The organism is Saccharothrix sp. DSM 118769, from assembly GCF_052936295.1.
In genome coordinates this window covers 6711596-6729817 of the sequence record NZ_CP193627.1, presented here as the reverse complement: position 1 = coordinate 6729817, position 18222 = coordinate 6711596, and the positions used below count along the sequence as shown (strand labels likewise).

Sequence of the window (18222 nt, the reverse complement as noted above, 5' to 3'; positions counted from 1 at the left end):
GTTCCCGGACCGGCGTGGTGACCGGTCCGGGAACCGGCGCGGGGCACGACCCGGCGACCGGCGCGGTGATCGGCATGAGGACCGGCCTGGCGACCGGTCCGGGGACCCGCGACGTGGCGACCGGTCCCGTCGCCGAGGCGGAGGCCGCCGCCCGCGCGGCCGGGGTGCGGGTCCGCGCGCTGACCGACCTGGCCGACCTCGCCGCCGTGCAGCGGCTGTTCGACGGCGTCTGGCGGCCCGACCCGGCGAACCCGCCGATCACCACCGAGCTGATGCGCGCCCTGACCAAGGCCGGGAACTACGTGGCGGGCGCGTACGACGGCACCGCGCTCGTCGGCGCCGCCGCCGGGTTCTTCGGCCCGCCCGCCGAGGCCGTCCTGCACAGCCACATCACCGGTGTGGCGCCCACCGCCCTGGGCCGCGGCGTCGGGTACGCGCTGAAGCTGCACCAGCGGGCGTGGGCGGCGGCGCGCGGCGTCGCCGCGATCACCTGGACGTTCGACCCGCTGGTCAGCCGCAACGCCCACTTCAACCTCACCAAGCTCGGCGCGGAGGTCGTGGAGTACCTGCCCGACTTCTACGGCTCCATGCGCGACGGCATCAACGCCGACGACGAGAGCGACCGGGTGCTGGTCCGCTGGGACGTCCGCGCGCCGCTGCCCGGACCGGCCGCCCCGCCCGCGGGCACCGCCCGGGTGCCCGTGCCGCCGGACGTGGCCGCCCTGCGCGCCGCCACCCCGGAGGCGGCCGGGGACTGGCGGCGGGCGGTGCGCGCGGCCCTCGCGCCGCTGCTGGCGGCCGGCGGCCGGGTGGTCGGGTTCGACCGCGCCGACGGGTACCTGGTGGAGGGGCCGTGAAGCTGACCGGGGTGGAGCTGCGCCGGGTCCGGATGCCGCTGGTGGCGCCGTTCCGGACCTCGTTCGGCAGCGAGACGACCCGCGACATCCTGCTGGTGCGGGCCGTCACGGACGAGGCGGAGGGGTGGGGCGAGTGCGTCGCGCTGGCCGACCCGCTCTACTCGTCGGAGTACGTCGAGGCGGCGCAGCACGTGCTCAGGACCTACCTCGTGCCCGCCGCCGCGCGGGTGGCCGACGCGACCGCCGTCGCGCCCGCGCTGGCCGCGTTCAAGGGGCACCGGATGGCGAAGGCGGCGCTGGAGACGGCGGTGCTGGACGCCGAGCTGCGCGCCGCGGGCCGGTCGTTCGCGCGCGAGCTGGGCGCCGTGCGCGACCGCGTGCCGTGCGGGGTGTCGGTGGGCATCGCCGACTCCGTGCCGGAGCTGCTCGACGAGGTGACCCGCTACCTCGACGCCGGCTACGTCCGGATCAAGCTGAAGGTCCGGCCCGGCTGGGACGTCGAGCCGGTGCGCGCGGTGCGCGAGCGGTTCGGCGACGGCGTGCTGCTCCAGGTCGACGCCAACACCGCCTACACCCGCGCCGACACCGGGCACCTGGCCCGCCTCGACCCGTTCGGCCTGCTGCTGGTCGAGCAGCCGTTCGACGAGGAGGACCTGCTGGGGCACGCCGACCTGGCCCGCGCGATCCGCACCCCGGTGTGCCTGGACGAGTCGATCACCTCGGCCCGCGCCGCCGCCGACGCGATCCGGCTCGGCGCGTGCTCGGTGGTCAACGTCAAGCCCGGCCGGGTCGGCGGCTACCTGGAGGCCCGCCGCGTGCACGACGTGTGCGCCGCGCACGGCGTGCCGGTGTGGTGCGGCGGGATGCTGGAGAGCGGCCTGGGCCGCGCGGCCAACGTCGCGCTGGCCGCGCTGCCCGGCTTCACCCTGCCCGGCGACACCTCCGCCTCCGACCGCTACTACCGGGCCGACATCACCGAGCCGTTCGTGCTGCGGGACGGCCACCTGCCCGTGCCCACCGGCCCCGGCCTGGGCGTCGAGCCGCTGCCCGACGCGCTGGCCGAGGTGACCACGTCGACCGAGTGGCTGCCGCTGCCGTAGCGCCCGGGTGCGTCACGCGCCCGACAGCCGCCCGTCGGCCAGCCGCAGCCGGCGGTCCACGCCGATCCCGGTCAGGAACCGCTCGTCGTGGCTCACCACCACGAACGCGCCCCGGTAGGCGGTCAGCGCGCTCTCCAACTGGCCGACGCTGACCAGGTCGAGGTTGTTCGTCGGCTCGTCGAGCAGCAGCAGCTGCGGCGCCGGTTCGGCGAACAGCACGCACGCCAGCGTCGCCCGCAGCCGCTCGCCGCCGGACAGCGCGCCGACCGGCAGGTGCGCCCGCGCGCCCCGGAACAGGAAGCGGGCCAGCAGGGTCAGCCGCCGGGCCTCGGGCAGGCCGGGCGCGGCGGCGGCGAGGTTCTGCGCGACCGTGCGGTCGAGGTCGAGCAGGTCCAGCCGCTGCGACAAGTGGGCCACCCGGCCCTCGGCGCGCTTCACCACGCCCGCCGCCGGCTCCAGGTCGCCGTCGAGCACGCGCAGCAGCGTGGACTTCCCGACGCCGTTGGGGCCGGTCAGCGCGATCCGCTCCGGGCCGCGGATCGCCAGGTCCACGCCCGCGAGCAGGTCGCGCCCGCCCACCCGCACCCGCAGCCCTTCGCCGAGGAACAGCGTGCGGCCGGCGGGCACGGCGGTGCCCGGCAGTTCCAGCGCGATCCTCCGGTCGTCGCGCAGGGCGCGGCTCGCCTCGTCCAGCCGCGCCCTCGCCCCGTCGACGCGGGCGGCGTGCGCCTCGTTCGCCCGGCCCGCCGACTCCTGGGCGTTGCGCTTCATGGTCCCGGCGAAGATCCTCGGCAGCCCGGCGCTGCCGAGGGTGCGCGCGGCGTTCCCGGCGCGGCGGGCGGCGCGCTCGCGGGCCTGCTGCATCTCCCGCTTCTCCCGCTTGACCTCCTGCTCCGCGTGGCGCACGCCGCGTTCGGCGGCCTCCCGCTCGACGGCGACGGCCTCCTCGTAGGCGGTGAAGTTCCCGCCGTGGAAGCGGATCGAGCCGCGCTCGACCTCGGCGACGCGGTCCACCCGGTCGAGCAGCACGCGGTCGTGGCTGACCACCAGCAGGCAGCCGGTCCAGCCGTCGATCACGTCGTGCAGCCCGCGCCGGGCGTCGAGGTCGAGGTTGTTGGTCGGCTCGTCGAGCAGCAGCACGTCGGGGCGCTTGAGCAGCTGGGCGGCCAGCCCGAGCCGCACGACCTGCCCGCCGCTGAACGTGCCGAGCGGTCGGTCCAGGTCGACGTCGCCGAGCCCGAGGCGGTCGAGCTGGGCGCGGGTGCGCTCCTCGACGTCCCAGTCGGTGCCGATGGCGGTGAAGTGCTCCTCGGCGGCGTCGCCGGACTCCAGGGCCCGCAGCGCGCGCAGCGCGGGCGCGACGCCCAGGACCTCCGCGACGGTCAGGTCGGCGGTCAGGGGCAGGGTCTGCGGCAGGTAGCCGACGGTGCCGTCGACGGTCACGCTGCCGGAGGTGGGGGTCAGCTCGCCGGCGATCAGCCTGAGCAGCGTGCTCTTGCCCGCGCCGTTGGGGGCGACCAGCCCGGTGCGGCCGGTGCCGACGCTGAAGGACAGGTCGGTGAACAAAGGGGAGTCGTCCGGCCAGGAGAAGGACAGGGCCGAGCAGACGACGGGGGCGTCGGACATGGTGGGGACCTCGTGAGGGGGTGGCGCGGGCGCGTCGACGCGACGCCGCGGCATGACTGGGGGGACGACGACATGGCCACCTCGGCGGGACGTGCGAACGCCCACCGGTGGCCGGCACCCCGGGGCTCACCCGGAGATGTCGTCCTCACCCGCCACGGCTGGTCCCCTCACCGGTCGATCACTGCCCCGCCACCGTACCAAGCGCCGTCACCCACCCGCCCGGACACGTTCGGGTGAACGACTTTTGTCACACCACTCACAACCCCGTTCGGACTTTCTGTCGCCGACGTCAGGAATTACGGCAAATGTGAATCCGGTACTTGTAGGGGTCTTTGGCGATCCGTATATTACTGACAAGTAGTCAGGAGTTGCCGCCGCCGCTGACGCGTATTCCCACCGGTCTCAACGAGGAGATTGTCCATGCGCACCTCCCTGTCCAGGAAGATCGTCCAGGGGCTCGCGGTCGGTGCCGCGGTCGCGACCACCGCCGTCCTCGGCGGCACGGGCATCGGTCACGCTGCGTCAGCCCAGTTGACGCTCGTCTACAACTGCCCGTTCCCGCTGATCGGGGCGCAGGACATGTCGGTGAAGATCACCGTCACCAACCTGCCCGCGTCCGGCACCGTCGGCGTGCCGCTCCCGCCCACCGGCGTGACCGCCGTCGCGACCGTGCCGGCCACCGCGACCATGGGCCTGTCCCTGGTCGGGGCCAAGACGGTGGAGGGCACGGCGGTCGCGTCGACCAGCGTGGACAACGCGGGCACCGTGGTGCCGGTGACGGCGAACCTGACCGTGGCCAAGACGAGCGTGCCCACCTCCGGCGCGTTCAACACGGTCGCCACCGGCGGTACCCCGGCGCTCACGCTGACCAAGGCGGGCAAGACCACGATCACGGTGGGCAACTTCAGCACCACGCTCACCCCGAAGAAGGCCGACGGCTCGACCACCGGCCTGGGCACCTTCACGTCGGCCTGCACGCTCAAGCCGGGTCAGGTGACCAAGCTGTACGAGTTCACCGTGTCCTGATGACCTGATCCACCGCACCGCCCCGGCGGGTCGTTCTCCCGAACGGCCCGCCGGGGGTTTTCCCGTTGTCGGCGAATTACGCCGGCGGGGCGGTGCACGGCGCTCCGCCGCACACGTCCACCACCACCCCGGTGGTCAGGAACACGGCTTTTTGTCGCCGTGCGTCGACCGAGGAACGCGGGTCCGCGTGCGGGTCGCGCCCGTACTCCGGTCCCGTGGGCGGCGTGTTGGTCGTCGGCGGCGCGGGCGTCCCGCTGTCCCACACGACCATCGCCGACCCCGCGTGCGGCGGTACCGCCGGCTCGATCCCCGCGAACGGGACCCGGTCCGGGCTGCGGCCGGGCGCGAGCGCCGGCGTCACCACGTGGGCCCCGATCGTGCGGGCCTGCACGTCCGCCGCGACGTTGGCGACCTGGTGGTCGCCGAACGCGATGTGCAGGAGCACGCGCCGCCCGCCCGCCGTGAGGTGGTTGGCGTAGCCGTTGGTCTCACCCCGGTCCCACAGCACTTGGAGCAGTTGCAGCACCACCTGCTGGCGCAGCCGGTCCGGGTAGGACAGGTCGAGCACCTGGTGGAACCGCGCGAAGTCGCTGCTGCGGTTGAGCAGCAGGCCGTAGTTCATCCCGGTGACGCCGAGGACCGCGGTGCGGATGTCCGGCGACGCGGCCACCAGCGCGCCGCCCAGGATGCCGCCCTGGCTGTTGCCGTCGAAGACCAGGGGACGGGTGGTGTCGACCAGCGGGCGGCCGTCGTCGGTGCGGAACGCCGGGTGCGACGTGAACCCCTGCGGGTGCGCCAGCGCGCGGCCCACGAAGATCGCGTTCAGGACGCCCTGCTGCGAGCGCTCCGGGATGGCCGGGAACAGGCCGATGTCGGCGAGCGCGGCCAGCACGACCGGGATGTCGTCCCGCGCCATGCCGATCCAGTCGGTGGCGCAGAAGGTGAACCCGTGCTCGGCCGCCATCGCCTTCACGTTGCCCGCGCCCACCTCCGACCGCGAGCCCAGCAACCCGTGCCCGTACAGGGCGGGCCAGGAGGGCCGGGTGAACGCCGACCGGGGCACCTCGCAGCGGAACCCCGCCTCGACGTCGCCGAACAGCGAGCGGCGCGGCGTGCCGTCCGCCGCGCGGCGCAGCACCGAACCGGGCAGGCCGCCGGGCAGCGTCAGGTAGCTCGGCACGGTGACCCGGCCGGTGATCTCGCGGGCGATGCGCGGGTCCTGCTCGGGGGTGAGGTCGGTGACGCCGGTGACGGTCGACGCGGGTGCCCGCGCGCCGAGGGAGCGCAGGGCGTCGTCCCGGATGGCGGTCAGGTCGCCGGTCAGGCCGCGCGTGCTCGCCACGGTGAAGTCCCAGGCCAGGTCGAGCGTGCCGGGGGCGACGCCGTGCGCGGCGAGGGCGTCCAGGGCGGGGCGCAGCTGCCGCTGCCGGGCGTGCAGCGGGTCGTCCGCCGGCAGGTCCGGCCCGGCGACCCGGGCGAAGGCCGCGTTCGGCGCGAGGTCGCCGCCCGCCGCGTCGCGCAGGCCGCGCAGCGCCACGACGTAGTGGTGCCCGTCGCGGAAGTTGCGGGCCGGGTGGACCAGCAGCGCCCGCCGCAGCGGGTCGTTGGAGTCGATCTCCGCCCAGTGCGGCCACCGCTCGCCGGTCGCCGCGTCCAGCAGCACCACGGGCGAGTCGGCGTCGAGCGAACGGCCGATGTCGGTGACCGGCGCCATCCCGCTGGCCACCGGGTCGAGGCCCGGCACGTGGGCGACGAGCGCGGAGCCGGGGGAGAAGCCGTCCGCCCGGTTCCACGCGGTCGCGGACGGCGCGCTGCCCAGCGCGTTGCGCGGCAGGACGCGGGAGTCGAACGCGACCCGCCGACCCGTGCCGGTGGTCGGGTCCGGCCGGGTGTGCCAGTCGCTGGGGAACGGCAGCAGGCACTCCGCGCCGCCGCCGAGCGGGTCGCAGCCGCCGGCGGGCGCGGCGACCGCCCGGACGGGTGCGGCGACGGTGAGCGACGCCGCGACGAGCAGGACGACCAGGGGCAACCTCATGTCAGGCCCCCAGCACGTGGGCGGCGACGATCCGCGCGTAGTTCGCCTCGCCGCGCCCGTTGGGGTGCAGCGGCGCGGCCAGGTCGGTGGGCACGTACCCCTCCACCCACTTGTCCCACGGCAGCCGGCAGGCGTCGTGGCCGGCGCTGGGCGTGCGCAGGTCGACGTACTCCGCGCCGTGCGCCGCGCTCTGCTCGGCGATGACCGCGTTGAGCCGGTCGACGCCGCCCTGGAGGAAGTCCGCGTCCGCCGGCAGCACCGGCTGGACCGGCCAGCACCCGCCCGCCTTGATGTAGAGCCCGTAGCCGGTGGTGACGACGCGCGCCCGCGGCGACCTGGCGTGCACGGCGTCCAGCGCGGCGGCCAGCTTCGGCGCGAACTCGGCCAGCCGCTGGGCGAGGCGCGCCTCGTGCTCGCCCGCGCACGGCGCGGCGGCGGGGTCGAGCCGCACGCAGTCCTGCGCGATGCCGACCAGGCCGACGTCGTTGCCGCCGATGGTCAGCGTGACCAGGTCGGTGTCCGGGCGCAGCGCGTCGAACTGCGGCGGCGCGGTCCCGGCCGGGAGGTCGAGCAGCGACAGCTCCTGCGGCTCGGCCAGGTGCCTGCTCGACGCGCCGCCGCACGTCACGTCGGTCAGCACCGCGCCGAGCCGGGCCGCCAGCTCGTGCGGGTAGTTGTGCGTGGACCGGCCGCAGGCCAGGGGACCGGTCGGGGTGGGGATCAGCGGTCCGGAGGGCATGGAGTCGCCGAGCGCGACGTAGGCCGGCGGTCCGGCCGCCGCGACCGGCGACACCGGTAAGACCACCGCCGCGGCGGCGACCACCCCCGCGGCGGTGGACAGGGCGCGGCGCAGGCGTGCGTTCATGGCGACCTCCGGGGCAGGGTGTGATCGGTGCCACACCTCATCATGCCGGTCGGGGGAAGGCCGGGGCCCTTGACCGCCGCTCCCGGGGGTGACCATGATCGGAGGACCGCCGCACCGCCCGCACCGGCACCACGGGGGTTTGACAACGATGTCATCGGTTCGCCCGCTCGTCCTGGCCCTGACCGCGGTCCTGGTGGCGGTGCTGCCCGCCCCGGCGACCGCCGCACCGCCCGACCGGTGGGTGGTCACCGCCCCCTCGGGCGGCGTGGCGGCGCGGGTCGCCCTGGAGGGCGGCGCCCTCACCCTCGCCGTGACGCGCGGCGGGCGCACGGTGCTGGCGCCCGCGCCCGTCGGGCTGCGCACCGAGGCCGCCGACCTGACCACCGGGCTGCGCCCGCTCGGGCGCGTCGACCGGGTCGTGCGGGAGCGGTACACCACGACCACCGGCAAGCGGCTCCACCGCGACAACCGGATGACCGAGGCGCGGCTGTCGTTCGCGGGTGCCGGCGACGCGCGGTTGGACCTCGTGGTGCGCGCCGCGCCGGACGGCGTCGCCTACCGGTACGTGGTGCCCGGACCCGTCGTGGTGACCGGCGAGGCGTCGTCCTTCGCCCTGCCCGCCGACGCGCCGGCCCACCTGCTGCCCTACAACGCCTGGTACGAGGCGAACCGCGTGCGCACCACGGCCGGCGGCGCGGCGGTCGGCGACTACGGCAACCCGTCGCTGTTCCGGGTCGGCGCGGACTGGGCGCTGCTGACCGAGTCCGACGTGGACGGGCGGTACCCCGGCGCGCGGCTGCGGCACGCCGGGGCGGGGCGCTACGACGTCGTGCTCGCCGACGAGCGCACCGACTCGGCGGGCGAGCTGCGCACGCCGTGGCGGACGGCGATCGTCGGCGACCTGGCCACCGTGAGCGCGTCCACCCTCGTGGACGACCTCGCGCCGCCGTCCCGGCTCGCCGACACCTCGTGGGTGCGGCCCGGCAAGGTCGCCTGGTCGTGGCTGAGCGAGCACGCCAGCCCCGGCGACCCCGAGCGGCAGCGGCGGTACGTGGACTTCGCCGCCGCGCACGGCTGGGAGTACGTCCTGGTCGACGAGGGCTGGCAGGAGGCGTGGGTGCCCGACCTGGTGCGCTACGCCCGTGCCCGGGGCGTCGAGGTGCTGCTGTGGTTCCGGTGGAGCGACCTGGACACCGCCGCCGAGCGGGACACCGTGCTGCCGAGGGTGCGCGACTGGGGCGTGAAGGGCGTGAAGCTGGACTTCATGGAGTCCGACTCGCGGGCCCGGTACCAGTGGTACGACGAGGTCCTGGCGAAGACCGCCGAGCTGCGGCTGATGGTCAACTTCCACGGGTCGACCATCCCGCACGGCCTGGCCCGCACCTGGCCGCACGTGATGACGATGGAGGCCGTGCGCGGCGCGGAGAACTCCCCGCCCGCCGCGAACAACCCGGTGCAGTTCTTCACCCGCAACGCGGTCGGCTCGATGGACTACACGCCGGTGTCGCTGGAGGTCGGCACGCGGGAGGCGTCCGTCGCGCACGAGGTCGCGCTGCCGGTGCTCTACGAGTCGGGGTGGACGCACTTCGCCGACAAGCCCGAGGCGTACGAGCGGTTCCCGCGCGCCCTGCGCCACCTCGACCAGGTGCCGGCGGTGTGGGACGACACCCGGCTGCTCGGCGGCGACCCGGCGGACCACGCGGTGGTGGCGCGCCGGTCGGGCGAGCGGTGGTTCGTCGGCGCGGTGTCGACGGGCGACCCGCGCACGCTGCGCGCGTCGCTGGACTTCCTGGGCGACGGCCGGTGGCTGGTCGAGGTGCTGCGCGACGACCCGGCCGCCGTGCGCGGCGACGTGCTGCGGGAGAGCCGGGTCGCCCGGTCCTCGGACGCGCTGGAGGTGGCGGTGCCGCGCCACGGCGGGTTCGCCGCGGTGGCCTGCCCCCACCGGCCGGGGCGCACGACGTGCGACGAACCGGTCGTGCCGGTGCCCGGCAGCACCCTGACCACCACCCCGGCCGAGGCCGACGCCCTCCCGGGCACGCCGGTGGAGGTGACCGGCGGCTTCACCGCCACCGCCGACACCGCGGACGTCACCCTCACCGCGACCGCGCCCGCCGGCTGGGAGGTCACCGGCCCGACCGTCCGGCGGGCCGCGCTGCGGGCGGGCGAGGCGATCGGCGGCACGTGGACCGTGCGCCCGGCGGCGGGGGCGGTCGGCGCGCACGACGTGCCGGTGGTGGCGGAGTTCCGCGTCCCCGGCCACCCGGTGGTGCACGTCGAGCGGGCGGTGCGGGTGTTCGTCGCGCCGACCGGCGCGCCGCACGTCAGCGACCTGCCGTTCACCCAGGCCAACGGCTGGGGGCCGGTCGAGCGCGACCGGTCCAACGGCGAGAACCCGGCCGGCGACGGCGGGCCGCTGACCATCGGCGGCGTCGTGCACGCCAAGGGGCTCGGCACGCACGCCCCGTCCGAGGTGACCGTGCACCTCGGCGGCGCGTGCCGGTCGTTCGGCGCGGTGCTGGGGCTCGACGACGAGACGACCTCGCCGGGGTCGGTGGTGTTCCAGGTGGTCGGCGACGGCCGGGTGCTGCACGACAGCGGTGTCGTGCGCTCCGGCGAGCCGGGGCGGGCCGTCGCGGTGGACGTGGCGGGCGTGCGGACGCTGACCCTGCGGGCGACCGACGCCGGCGACGGCCGGAACTTCGACCACGCCGACTGGGCCGACGCGCGCCTGCACTGCGGGTAGCGGTCCCCGCGTCGCCGCCGGCCGGCCGGGGTGGTCGGCACGTCGGGCGGGGGCGGCACGTCGGCCGGGTGGTCGGCACGTCGGGCGGGGCGGGGCGGGGCGGTCGCGGGCACCGGGCGGTGGTGTGCGCGGGTGGTGGGTGACCCCGCCCCGCCCCGATACGATGTGGGGTCGACGGATGCCGCACACGAAGGGGAGAACGTGGAAACGCTCGAGTTCCAGTCAGAGGCGCGTCAGCTGCTCCAGCTGATGATCCACTCGATCTACTCGAACAAGGACACGTTCCTGCGCGAACTGGTGTCCAACGCCTCCGACGCGCTGGACAAGCTGCGCTTGGAGGGGTTCCGCGACAAGGACCTGGTCGTCGACACGTCCGACCTGCACATCGACATCGAGGTCGACCGCGAGCAGCGCACGCTGACCGTCCGGGACAACGGCATCGGCATGACCCGCGACGAGGTGATCGGCCTGATCGGCACGATCGCGAAGTCGGGCACCGCCGAGTTCCTGCGCAAGGTGCGGGAGTCGCAGGAGGCCGCCGCCCCGCAGGACCTCATCGGCCAGTTCGGCGTGGGCTTCTACTCCACGTTCATGGTCGCCGACCGGGTGACGCTGGTGACGAAGCACCCGCGCTCGGAGAAGGGCGTCCGCTGGGAGTCCGGCGGCGAGAGCACCTACACGATCGAGGACGTCGACGACGTCCCGCAGGGCACCGCGGTGACCCTGCACCTCAAGCCCGCCGACGCCGAGGACAACCTGGCGGACTACACCGCGACCGCGAAGGTCCGCGAGATCGTCAAGCGGTACGCCGACTTCATCACCTGGCCGGTCAGGCTCGCGCCCGAGGAGGAGGGCGGCGAGCCGACCACGATCAACTCGCGCAAGGCGCTGTGGGCGCGGCCGTCCAGCGAGGTGAGCGAGGACGAGTACGCCGAGTTCTACCGGCACGTCAGCCACGACTGGAACAAGCCGCTGGAGACCATCCGCATGCAGGCGGAGGGCACCTTCGAGTACCAGGCGCTGCTGTTCCTGCCGTCCCAGGCCCCGATGGACCTGTTCATGCGCGAGCGCAAGCGCGGCGTGCAGCTCTACGTCAAGCGCGTGTTCATCATGGACGACTGCGAAGAGCTGATGCCGGAGTACCTCCGGTTCGTCAAGGGCGTCGTGGACGCCCAGGACCTGTCGCTCAACGTGTCCCGGGAGATCCTCCAGCAGGACCGGCAGATCGCGCTGATGCGCCGCCGCCTGGTCAAGAAGGTGCTGTCCACCGTCAAGACCATGATGGCGGACAAGCCCGAGTCGTACGCGACGTTCTGGCGCGAGTTCGGCGCGGCGGTCAAGGAGGGACTGGTCGCCGACGCCGAGAACCGCGACTCGATCCTGGCGATCTGCTCGTTCGACTCCACGCACGACGCCGAGGGGAAGACCACGCTCGCGCAGTACGTGGAGCGGATGAAGGACGACCAGCAGCACATCTACTACATGACCGGCGACTCGCGGGCCACCGTGGAGAACTCGCCGCACCTGGAGGCGCTGCGCGCCAAGGGCTTCGAGGTGCTGGTGCTGACCGACCCGATCGACGAGATGTGGGTCGACGCCGTCCCCGGCTTCCAGGGCAAGCAGTTCCAGTCGATCGCCAAGGGCCAGGTGGACCTGGAGACCGAGGAGGAGAAGGCGGAGGCCGAGGAGCGCCGCAAGGACTTCGCCGACCTGCTGTCCTGGATGACCACCACCCTGGCTGAGCGGGTCAAGGAGGTGCGGCTGTCCTCGCGCCTGACCACGTCGCCCGCCTGCGTGGTCGGCGACGCCCACGACCTGACCCCGACCCTGGAGAAGATGTACCGGGCGATGGGGCAGGAGCTGCCGCCGGTCAAGCGCATCCTGGAGATCAACCCGGGGCACCCGCTGGTCACCGGCCTGCAGCAGGCGTTCGCCGGGAACGAGGACCACAGCGGGCTGGAGGGCACCGTGGAGCTGCTGCACGGCATGGCCCTGCTGGCCGAGGGCGGCGACCTGCCGGACCCGGCGCACTTCGTGCGCGTGCTGTCGGACCACCTCCAGCGCACCCTGTAACCGGGGCGTTCCCCGGCCGGTCGTCCCGATCGGGACGGCCGGCCGGTCCACGACCTCGGCTAGACCGGCTGGTCCCGCTCGGCGGCCCGGTCGGCGTTGCGCCGGACACCCCGGACCAGCGTCGGCCAGATCGCCGGGGGCAGGTCGTGGCCCATGCCGTCGACCAGCAGCAGCTCGGAGTCGGGGACGGCGGCGGCGGTCGCCTGACCGCCGCTGGGGCCCACCAGCGCGTCGTCCATGCCGTGCACGACCAGGGTGGGCAGCCGGACGCCCTGGAGACCGGCGGTCCGGTCCGGCGAGGCGATGATGGCGGCCATCTGCCGCGCCCCGCCGGCCGGGCGGAACGCGCGGTCGAACGCGGCGGCGGCCCTCGCGCGGACGGCCTCCTCGTCGCCCTCCGCGCCCGGTGAGCCGAAGACGCGCCAGCCCGCCACCGCGTTCTCGATCGCCTCCTCCCGGCTGGTCGCGGGCGGGCGCACCAGCACCGCCCGCGCCTCCGGCGTGGCCTGGCCGACCGCCGGGTTGCCCGTGGTCGACATGATCGAGGTGAGGCTGAGCAGCCGCTCCGGGTGGCCGATCGCGGCCTGCTGGGCGATCATGCCGCCCATCGACGCGCCCACCACGTGCGCGCGCTCCACGCCGAGGTGGTCGAGCAGGCCCACGAGGTCGTCCGCCATGTCGGACAGCAGGTACGGCACCGTGCTCCGGTCGCCGCCCGCGATGGCGGCGAAGTCGGGCACCGGCAGGTGGTCGAGCTGGGTGGACAGCCCCGAGTCCCGGTTGTCGAACCGGACGACGTGGAAGCCCTCCGCGGCCAGCAGCCCGCACAGCCGCTCGTCCCACGCGGTCATCTGCGCCCGCAGGCCCATGACCAGCACGAGGGTCGGGTCGGACGGGTCACCGAAGGTGTCGTGCTCCAGCTCGATGCCGTTGGACTTCGCACGGGGCATGGGTTCCGGCCTCCTCGTCGATCGCCTGCCCCACACCGTAGTGATCACGCCCGCGCTCCGCCGCCCGGTGCGGTGCGGTGCGTCGGGGGTGGCGTGTCGGGAGTGGCGTGCCGGGGGTGGCGTGTCGGTGGTGGCCTGCCGGGGGTGGCGTGTCGGGGTGGCGCGCCCGGCGTCGAACGCGGAGGCCCGGCGCGGGGGGACCGCGCCGGGCCTCGGTCATGCGGGGTGGATCAGCTGGCGCTGCACGTCGGCGTCAGGCCGGTGGCGGAGCCGGTGCCCTGGAAGCCGAACTCGGTCGACTGCCCGGCCGCGACCCGGCCGTTGTAGGCGACGTTCGTCCAGTTGACGTTGCCGGAGGTGCCGCTGCGCTGCGCGTTCCACGAGTTGGTGACCGCGGCGCCGGAGGGCAGGGCGGTCGTCACCGTCCAGCCGCTGATGGCGCTGGACCCCGCGGTGACCTTCACCGTGGCGACGAAGCCGCCGTTCCACGAGTTCAACGACACCGAGGCGGTGCAGCCGCCGGGCACGGGGTCGGGAGTCGTGGTCGTCGTGGTCGTCGTGGTGGTGGTCGTCGTGGTCGTGGTCGTGGTGGTGGTCGTGTCCGTCGGGGTGACCGCGTTGAGGGCGTTGAGCGTCGACGTGTACGCGGCCTTCTTGTTGCCGCTGCCGTCGAACAGCAGCGGGGTGCCGGAGGCGCGCCACGAGTCGGTGTCGCGGATGCCCCAGACGGTGATGCCGGTGCAGCGGGCCACGGCCAGGCACGCCTGCGTCACCCGGCGGAAGTTGTCCGCCTGGGCGCTGCCGGAGCCCTCGATGTCCAGCTCGGTGATCTGCACGTCCACGCCGAGGTTGGCGAAGTTCTGGAGCGTGGTCTGGTAGTTCGACGGCACCGGGCTCTGGCTGTTGAAGTGCGACTGGAGGCCGACGCAGTCGATGGGCACGCCGCGCGACTTGAAGTCCTGCACCATGCGGTAGACGCCCTGGGTCTTGGCGTGGGTCCAGTCGTCCGTGTTGTAGTCGTTGTAGCAGAGCTTCGCGCCCGGGTCGGCGGCGCGCGCCGCGCGGAACGCGGCCTCGATCCAGTCGTTGCCGGTGCGCTGGAGGTTGGAGTCGCGCCGGCCGCCGGAGCTGCCGTCCGCGAACGCCTCGTTGACGACGTCCCAGGCGTAGATCTTGCCGCGGTAGTACGTGGCGACCTGGGTGACGTGGTTGAGCATCGCCTGGCGCAGCGTGGAGCCCTCCATGGACTGCATCCAGCCGGGCTGCTGCGAGTGCCACGCCAGGGCGTGCCCGCGCACGCGCATGCCCTGGTTGCGGGCGTGGTTGACGATCCGGTCGCCGCTGGCGTAGCTGAACTGGCCGCGCTGGGGTTCCGTCGCGTCCATCTTCATCTCGTTCTCGGCCGTGACCATGTCGAACTCGCGGTTCAGGATGCCCACGTAGGTCGAGTCCGAGAGCTTGTTCGCCGCCACGGCCGTGCCGAAGTACCGGCCGCTCTGCTGCGCCGCCGCGGCGAGCGTGGAGGCGGCGCCGCTGGCGGACGTGGCCAGGAGCACCGTCGCGCCGGTCGTGGCGGCGACGAGGGTCGACACGAGCGCGGCTCGTAGCACTGACCTCGATGTCAGCTTCATGATTGGCACCTTCTGGGGGAGCACCTGCTGGTTCACCAGGTGGGTTGGTCGGGGATTGACAGCCCAGTCCCTGAAACTTTTAGCAGTATTGACCGAAACATCAAGGTCTTGCAAGCGTCGATCCAGCCGTATTTTGCGGATCAAGAAGGCTCGGCACCCGATCTGGATCGTGTTCTACGTGGTGTTTGCCGGTGCGCGTCCGGGATCGCTCCCAGAGTGAGATGCTGCGTGTATGCCCAGTTGAGACGTAGTGTTCGATGATTGGGGATTAACTCTTGAGTGGTGTGGGGATAGTGCGATCGGCGTAGTGAGGCCGTCGAAACTATTGCGATAAAGTAGTCGAAATTTTTCGAACACTCGGCCGGTGTCCGGTGTTCTCGCAGGAATCGCGGGCCCTGCCGCCCGCCTGACCCGCGCCGGAACTCCGGGACCTGATATGCCTTGACGCGCACGCGCGTAATCACCGCTGAGAGGTCGGTCGTGGGAGAGCTGAGAGTGCTGGGCCCGGTCGAGGCGTGGACCGCGGGGCGGCGGCTGGACGTGGGCCACGCCCGCCGGCAGTGCGTGCTGGCGGCGCTGCTGGTCGACGCCAACCGCGTGGTGACCGCGGACCAGCTGCTCGACCGCGTGTGGGGCGACCGGGTGCCGCACCGCGGCAAGGGCAACCTCCACTCGTACGTGTCGCGCCTGCGCACCGCCCTGGCCGACCTGGGCGACGTGGCGATCGTGCACCGCTCCGGCGGCTGGGTGCTGGAGGTGGACCCGGAGCGGGTGGACCTGCACCGGTTCCGCGCCCTGCTCTCCCGGGCCCGCTCGGCACCCGACCCCGCGCGGGGGCTGGCCGCCGTCGACGAGGCGCTCGGGCTGTGGCACGGCGAGGCGTTCAGCGGGCTGGACACGCCCTGGGTCGTCGCGGCGCGGGAGATGCTCGACGGCGAGCGGTGGACGGCCGAGCTGGAGCGCACCGACCTGGCGCTGCGCCTCGGGCGGCACACCGACCTGCTGCCCGAGCTGGCCGCCCGCGCCGCCGAGCACCCGCTGGACGAGCGCGTCGCCGCCCAGCACCTGCTCGCCCTGGCCCTCGGCGGTCGGCAGGCCGAGGCGCTCGCCCACTACGAGCGGGTCCGCGCGCGGCTGGCCGGGGAGCTGGGCACCGACCCCGGCGCCGCGCTGCGCGACCTGCACCGGCGGCTGCTCGCGGCCGAACCGGTCGGGGCGGCGGGACCCGCCGCGCCCGCCGCGCCCGCCCCGCGGCAGGTGGCCGTCGTGCCGCGCCAGCTCCCCGCACCGCCCCGCTCGTTCATCGGCCGCGCCGACGAGCTGGCCGCCCTCACGGCCGCGCTGGACGACGTCGACGCCGGCACCGTGGTGATCTCCGCGATCGGCGGCACCGGCGGCATCGGCAAGACCTGGTTGGCGCTGCACTGGGCGCACCAGCACGTCCACCGGTTCCCCGACGGCCAGCTGTTCGTGGACCTGCGCGGGTTCAGCCCGGAGAGCGAGCCCATGCCGCCCGCGGTGGCGGTGCGCGGGTTCCTCGACGCGCTGGGCGTGGAGCCCGGCCGGATGCCGGCGGGCCCGGACGCGCAGGCGGCGCTGCTGCGCGGCGTGGTCGCCGACCGGCGGATGCTGATCGTGCTGGACAACGCCGCCGGCGCGGCGCAGGTCGTGCCGCTGCTGCCCGGCGGTCGCTCGTGCACCGTGCTCGTCACCAGCCGCAGCAGGCTGCTCAGCCTGACCACCGCGCACGGCGCCGGCCACCTGAACCTCGACGTGCTGTCCAACGAGGAGTCGCGCGACCTGCTGGCCCGCCGCCTGGGCGCGGCCCGGGTCGAGGCCGAGGCGCGGGCCGTGGACGAGCTGATCGCCCTGTGCAAGGGGTTCCCGCTCGCCCTCGGCGTCATCGCCGCCCGCGCCTGCGCGCACCCCCGCATGCCGCTGGCCACGTTCGCCGCCGAGCTGCGCGACCTGGGCCTGGACGCGCTGGCCGACAGCGACCCCGCGGCCAGCCTGCCCACCGTGCTGTCCTGGTCCCACCAGGCGCTGACCCCGGAGGAGCGGGAGGTGTTCGGCCTGCTCGGCATCGCCCCGGGCCCGGACACCGCGCTGCCCGCCGCGGCGGCCCTCACCGGCCTGCCGCCCGCCCGCGCGGCGGCGGCGCTGCGCGGGCTGGAGCAGGCGTCGCTGCTCACCCGCGACGACCGCGGCCGGTACGCGATGCACGACCTGATCCGCGCCTACGCCGCCGACACCGCCCGCGGCCTGCCGGAGGCCGTCCGCCGCCGCGCGCTGCGCCGGGTCGTCGACTTCTACCTGCGCACCGCGCACGCCGCGGACCGCCTCCTGGACCCGCACCGCGAGCTGGTCGAGCCGGAAGAGGCCGAACCGGGCGGCGAACCGCAGCCCCTGGCCGACACCGCCGAGGCGCTGGCCTGGCTGGACACCGAGCACGCGTGCCTGCTCGCCGCCCAGCAGGCCGCCGCGTCCCACGGCCTGCACCGGGTCGTGTGGCAGCTCGCGTGGAACCTGACCACGTTCCACAACCGGCGCGGGCACCTGGACGAGCAGCTGGCCGTGTGGCACGCCGGGCTGACCGCCGCCGAGCGGTTCGACGACCCGACCGCCGGCATCCGGGTGCACCGCAACCTCGGCCGCGCGCACGCCGCCCTGCGGCAGCACGAGGACGCGGTCCGCCACCTGCACGTGGCGCTCGCCCTGGCCGAGGAGCACGACCCGGTCAACCACGCGCACGTCCACCAGGTGCTGGCCTGGACGTGGTCGCGCGGCGGCGACGACGGCAAGGCGCTGGAGCACGCCACCCGCGCGCTCGACCTGTACCGCACGCTCGGCAACCCGGCGTGGGAGGCGAACGCGCTGAACATGGTCGGCTGGTACGCGGCGCAGCTGGGGCAGCACGACCGCGCCCGCGAGCACTGCCGCGCCGCCCTGGACCTGCACCGGCGGCACGGCAACCCGGAGGGCGAGGCGGACACCCTCGACAGCCTCGGCTACATCGACCACCACACCGGGGACCACGCGCCGGCCGTGGAGCACTACCGGCGGGCGCTGGTGCTGTTCCGCGAGATCGGCAACACCTACCAGGTCGCCGACACCCTCGAACACCTCGGCCACCCGCACGCCGCCCTGGGGCAGGTGGACGAGGCCCGCGCGGCGTGGCAGGAGGCGCTGGAGTCCTACGAGGCCCAGGACCGCCCCGACGACACCGCCCGCATCCAGGGGCTGCTGGACGGCCTGGGCGCACGCCGAGCGGGCGCTGGGCTGAGCGGACCAACCCCCCGCGTGCGGTAATTTC

The 18222-nt window shown here is 74.5% G+C and carries 11 protein-coding genes; 6 read left to right on the top strand and 5 right to left on the bottom strand.

Annotated features, from left to right (window positions below; translation table 11 throughout):
- Positions 1–74: 74 nt before the first annotated feature.
- Entirely contained in the window at positions 75–857 is a 783-nt protein-coding gene (locus ACRAKJ_RS27955) for a GNAT family N-acetyltransferase (protein WP_438921641.1), read from the top strand.
- The gene (menC, locus tag ACRAKJ_RS27950; protein ID WP_438921620.1) at positions 854–1957 is read left to right on the top strand and encodes an o-succinylbenzoate synthase; all 1104 of its coding nucleotides are present in this window, start codon (positions 854–856) and stop codon (positions 1955–1957) included. Before ACRAKJ_RS27955 ends, menC begins: the two co-directional genes overlap by 4 nt.
- Before the next feature lie 12 nt (positions 1958–1969).
- On the opposite strand, the gene ACRAKJ_RS27945 is transcribed toward menC, so the two are convergent.
- Entirely contained in the window at positions 1970–3583 is a 1614-nt protein-coding gene (locus ACRAKJ_RS27945) for an ATP-binding cassette domain-containing protein (RefSeq protein ID WP_438921619.1), read from the bottom strand.
- Between the two features lie 420 nt (positions 3584–4003).
- Here ACRAKJ_RS27945 and ACRAKJ_RS27940 point away from each other — a divergent pair, with 420 nt between their 5' ends.
- Positions 4004–4609 (top strand): DUF6801 domain-containing protein, encoded by a 606-nt coding sequence (locus tag ACRAKJ_RS27940; protein WP_438921618.1) that lies wholly within the window; start codon positions 4004–4006, stop codon positions 4607–4609.
- A 76-nt stretch (positions 4610–4685) separates the two neighbouring features.
- On the opposite strand, the gene ACRAKJ_RS27935 is transcribed toward ACRAKJ_RS27940, so the two are convergent.
- On the bottom strand, positions 4686–6644 hold the full coding sequence (locus tag ACRAKJ_RS27935) for a hypothetical protein (RefSeq protein ID WP_438921617.1): 1959 nt from the start codon (positions 6642–6644) through the stop codon (positions 4686–4688).
- A 1-nt stretch (position 6645) separates the two neighbouring features.
- Entirely contained in the window at positions 6646–7509 is an 864-nt protein-coding gene (locus ACRAKJ_RS27930) for a GDSL-type esterase/lipase family protein (RefSeq protein WP_438921616.1), read from the bottom strand.
- 148 nt (positions 7510–7657) lie between these two features.
- On the opposite strand from ACRAKJ_RS27930, the gene ACRAKJ_RS27925 reads away from it, so the two are divergent.
- Both ACRAKJ_RS27925 and htpG read left to right on the top strand, forming a co-directional pair.
- Positions 7658–10255, top strand: a complete 2598-nt coding sequence (locus tag ACRAKJ_RS27925; protein ID WP_438921615.1) for a glycoside hydrolase family 97 catalytic domain-containing protein — start codon at positions 7658–7660, stop codon at positions 10253–10255.
- 201 nt (positions 10256–10456) lie between these two features.
- The gene (gene htpG / locus ACRAKJ_RS27920; RefSeq protein WP_438921614.1) at positions 10457–12328 is read left to right on the top strand and encodes a molecular chaperone HtpG; all 1872 of its coding nucleotides are present in this window, start codon (positions 10457–10459) and stop codon (positions 12326–12328) included.
- A 59-nt stretch (positions 12329–12387) separates the two neighbouring features.
- Here htpG and ACRAKJ_RS27915 read toward each other — a convergent pair whose 3' ends face one another.
- Together ACRAKJ_RS27915 and ACRAKJ_RS27910 are read right to left on the bottom strand one after the other, a co-directional pair.
- Positions 12388–13278, bottom strand: coding sequence for an alpha/beta fold hydrolase (locus ACRAKJ_RS27915; RefSeq protein WP_438921613.1), 891 nt, complete (start codon positions 13276–13278; stop codon positions 12388–12390).
- Between the two features lie 230 nt (positions 13279–13508).
- A complete protein-coding gene (locus tag ACRAKJ_RS27910) occupies positions 13509–14909 on the bottom strand; it encodes an endo-1,4-beta-xylanase (protein ID WP_438921612.1) in 1401 nt (466 codons plus the stop codon).
- Between the two features lie 480 nt (positions 14910–15389).
- Here ACRAKJ_RS27910 and ACRAKJ_RS27905 point away from each other — a divergent pair, with 480 nt between their 5' ends.
- Complete coding sequence (locus ACRAKJ_RS27905; RefSeq protein ID WP_438921611.1) at positions 15390–18218, top strand: BTAD domain-containing putative transcriptional regulator; 2829 nt, start codon at positions 15390–15392, stop codon at positions 18216–18218.
- Positions 18219–18222: the final 4 nt, after the last annotated feature.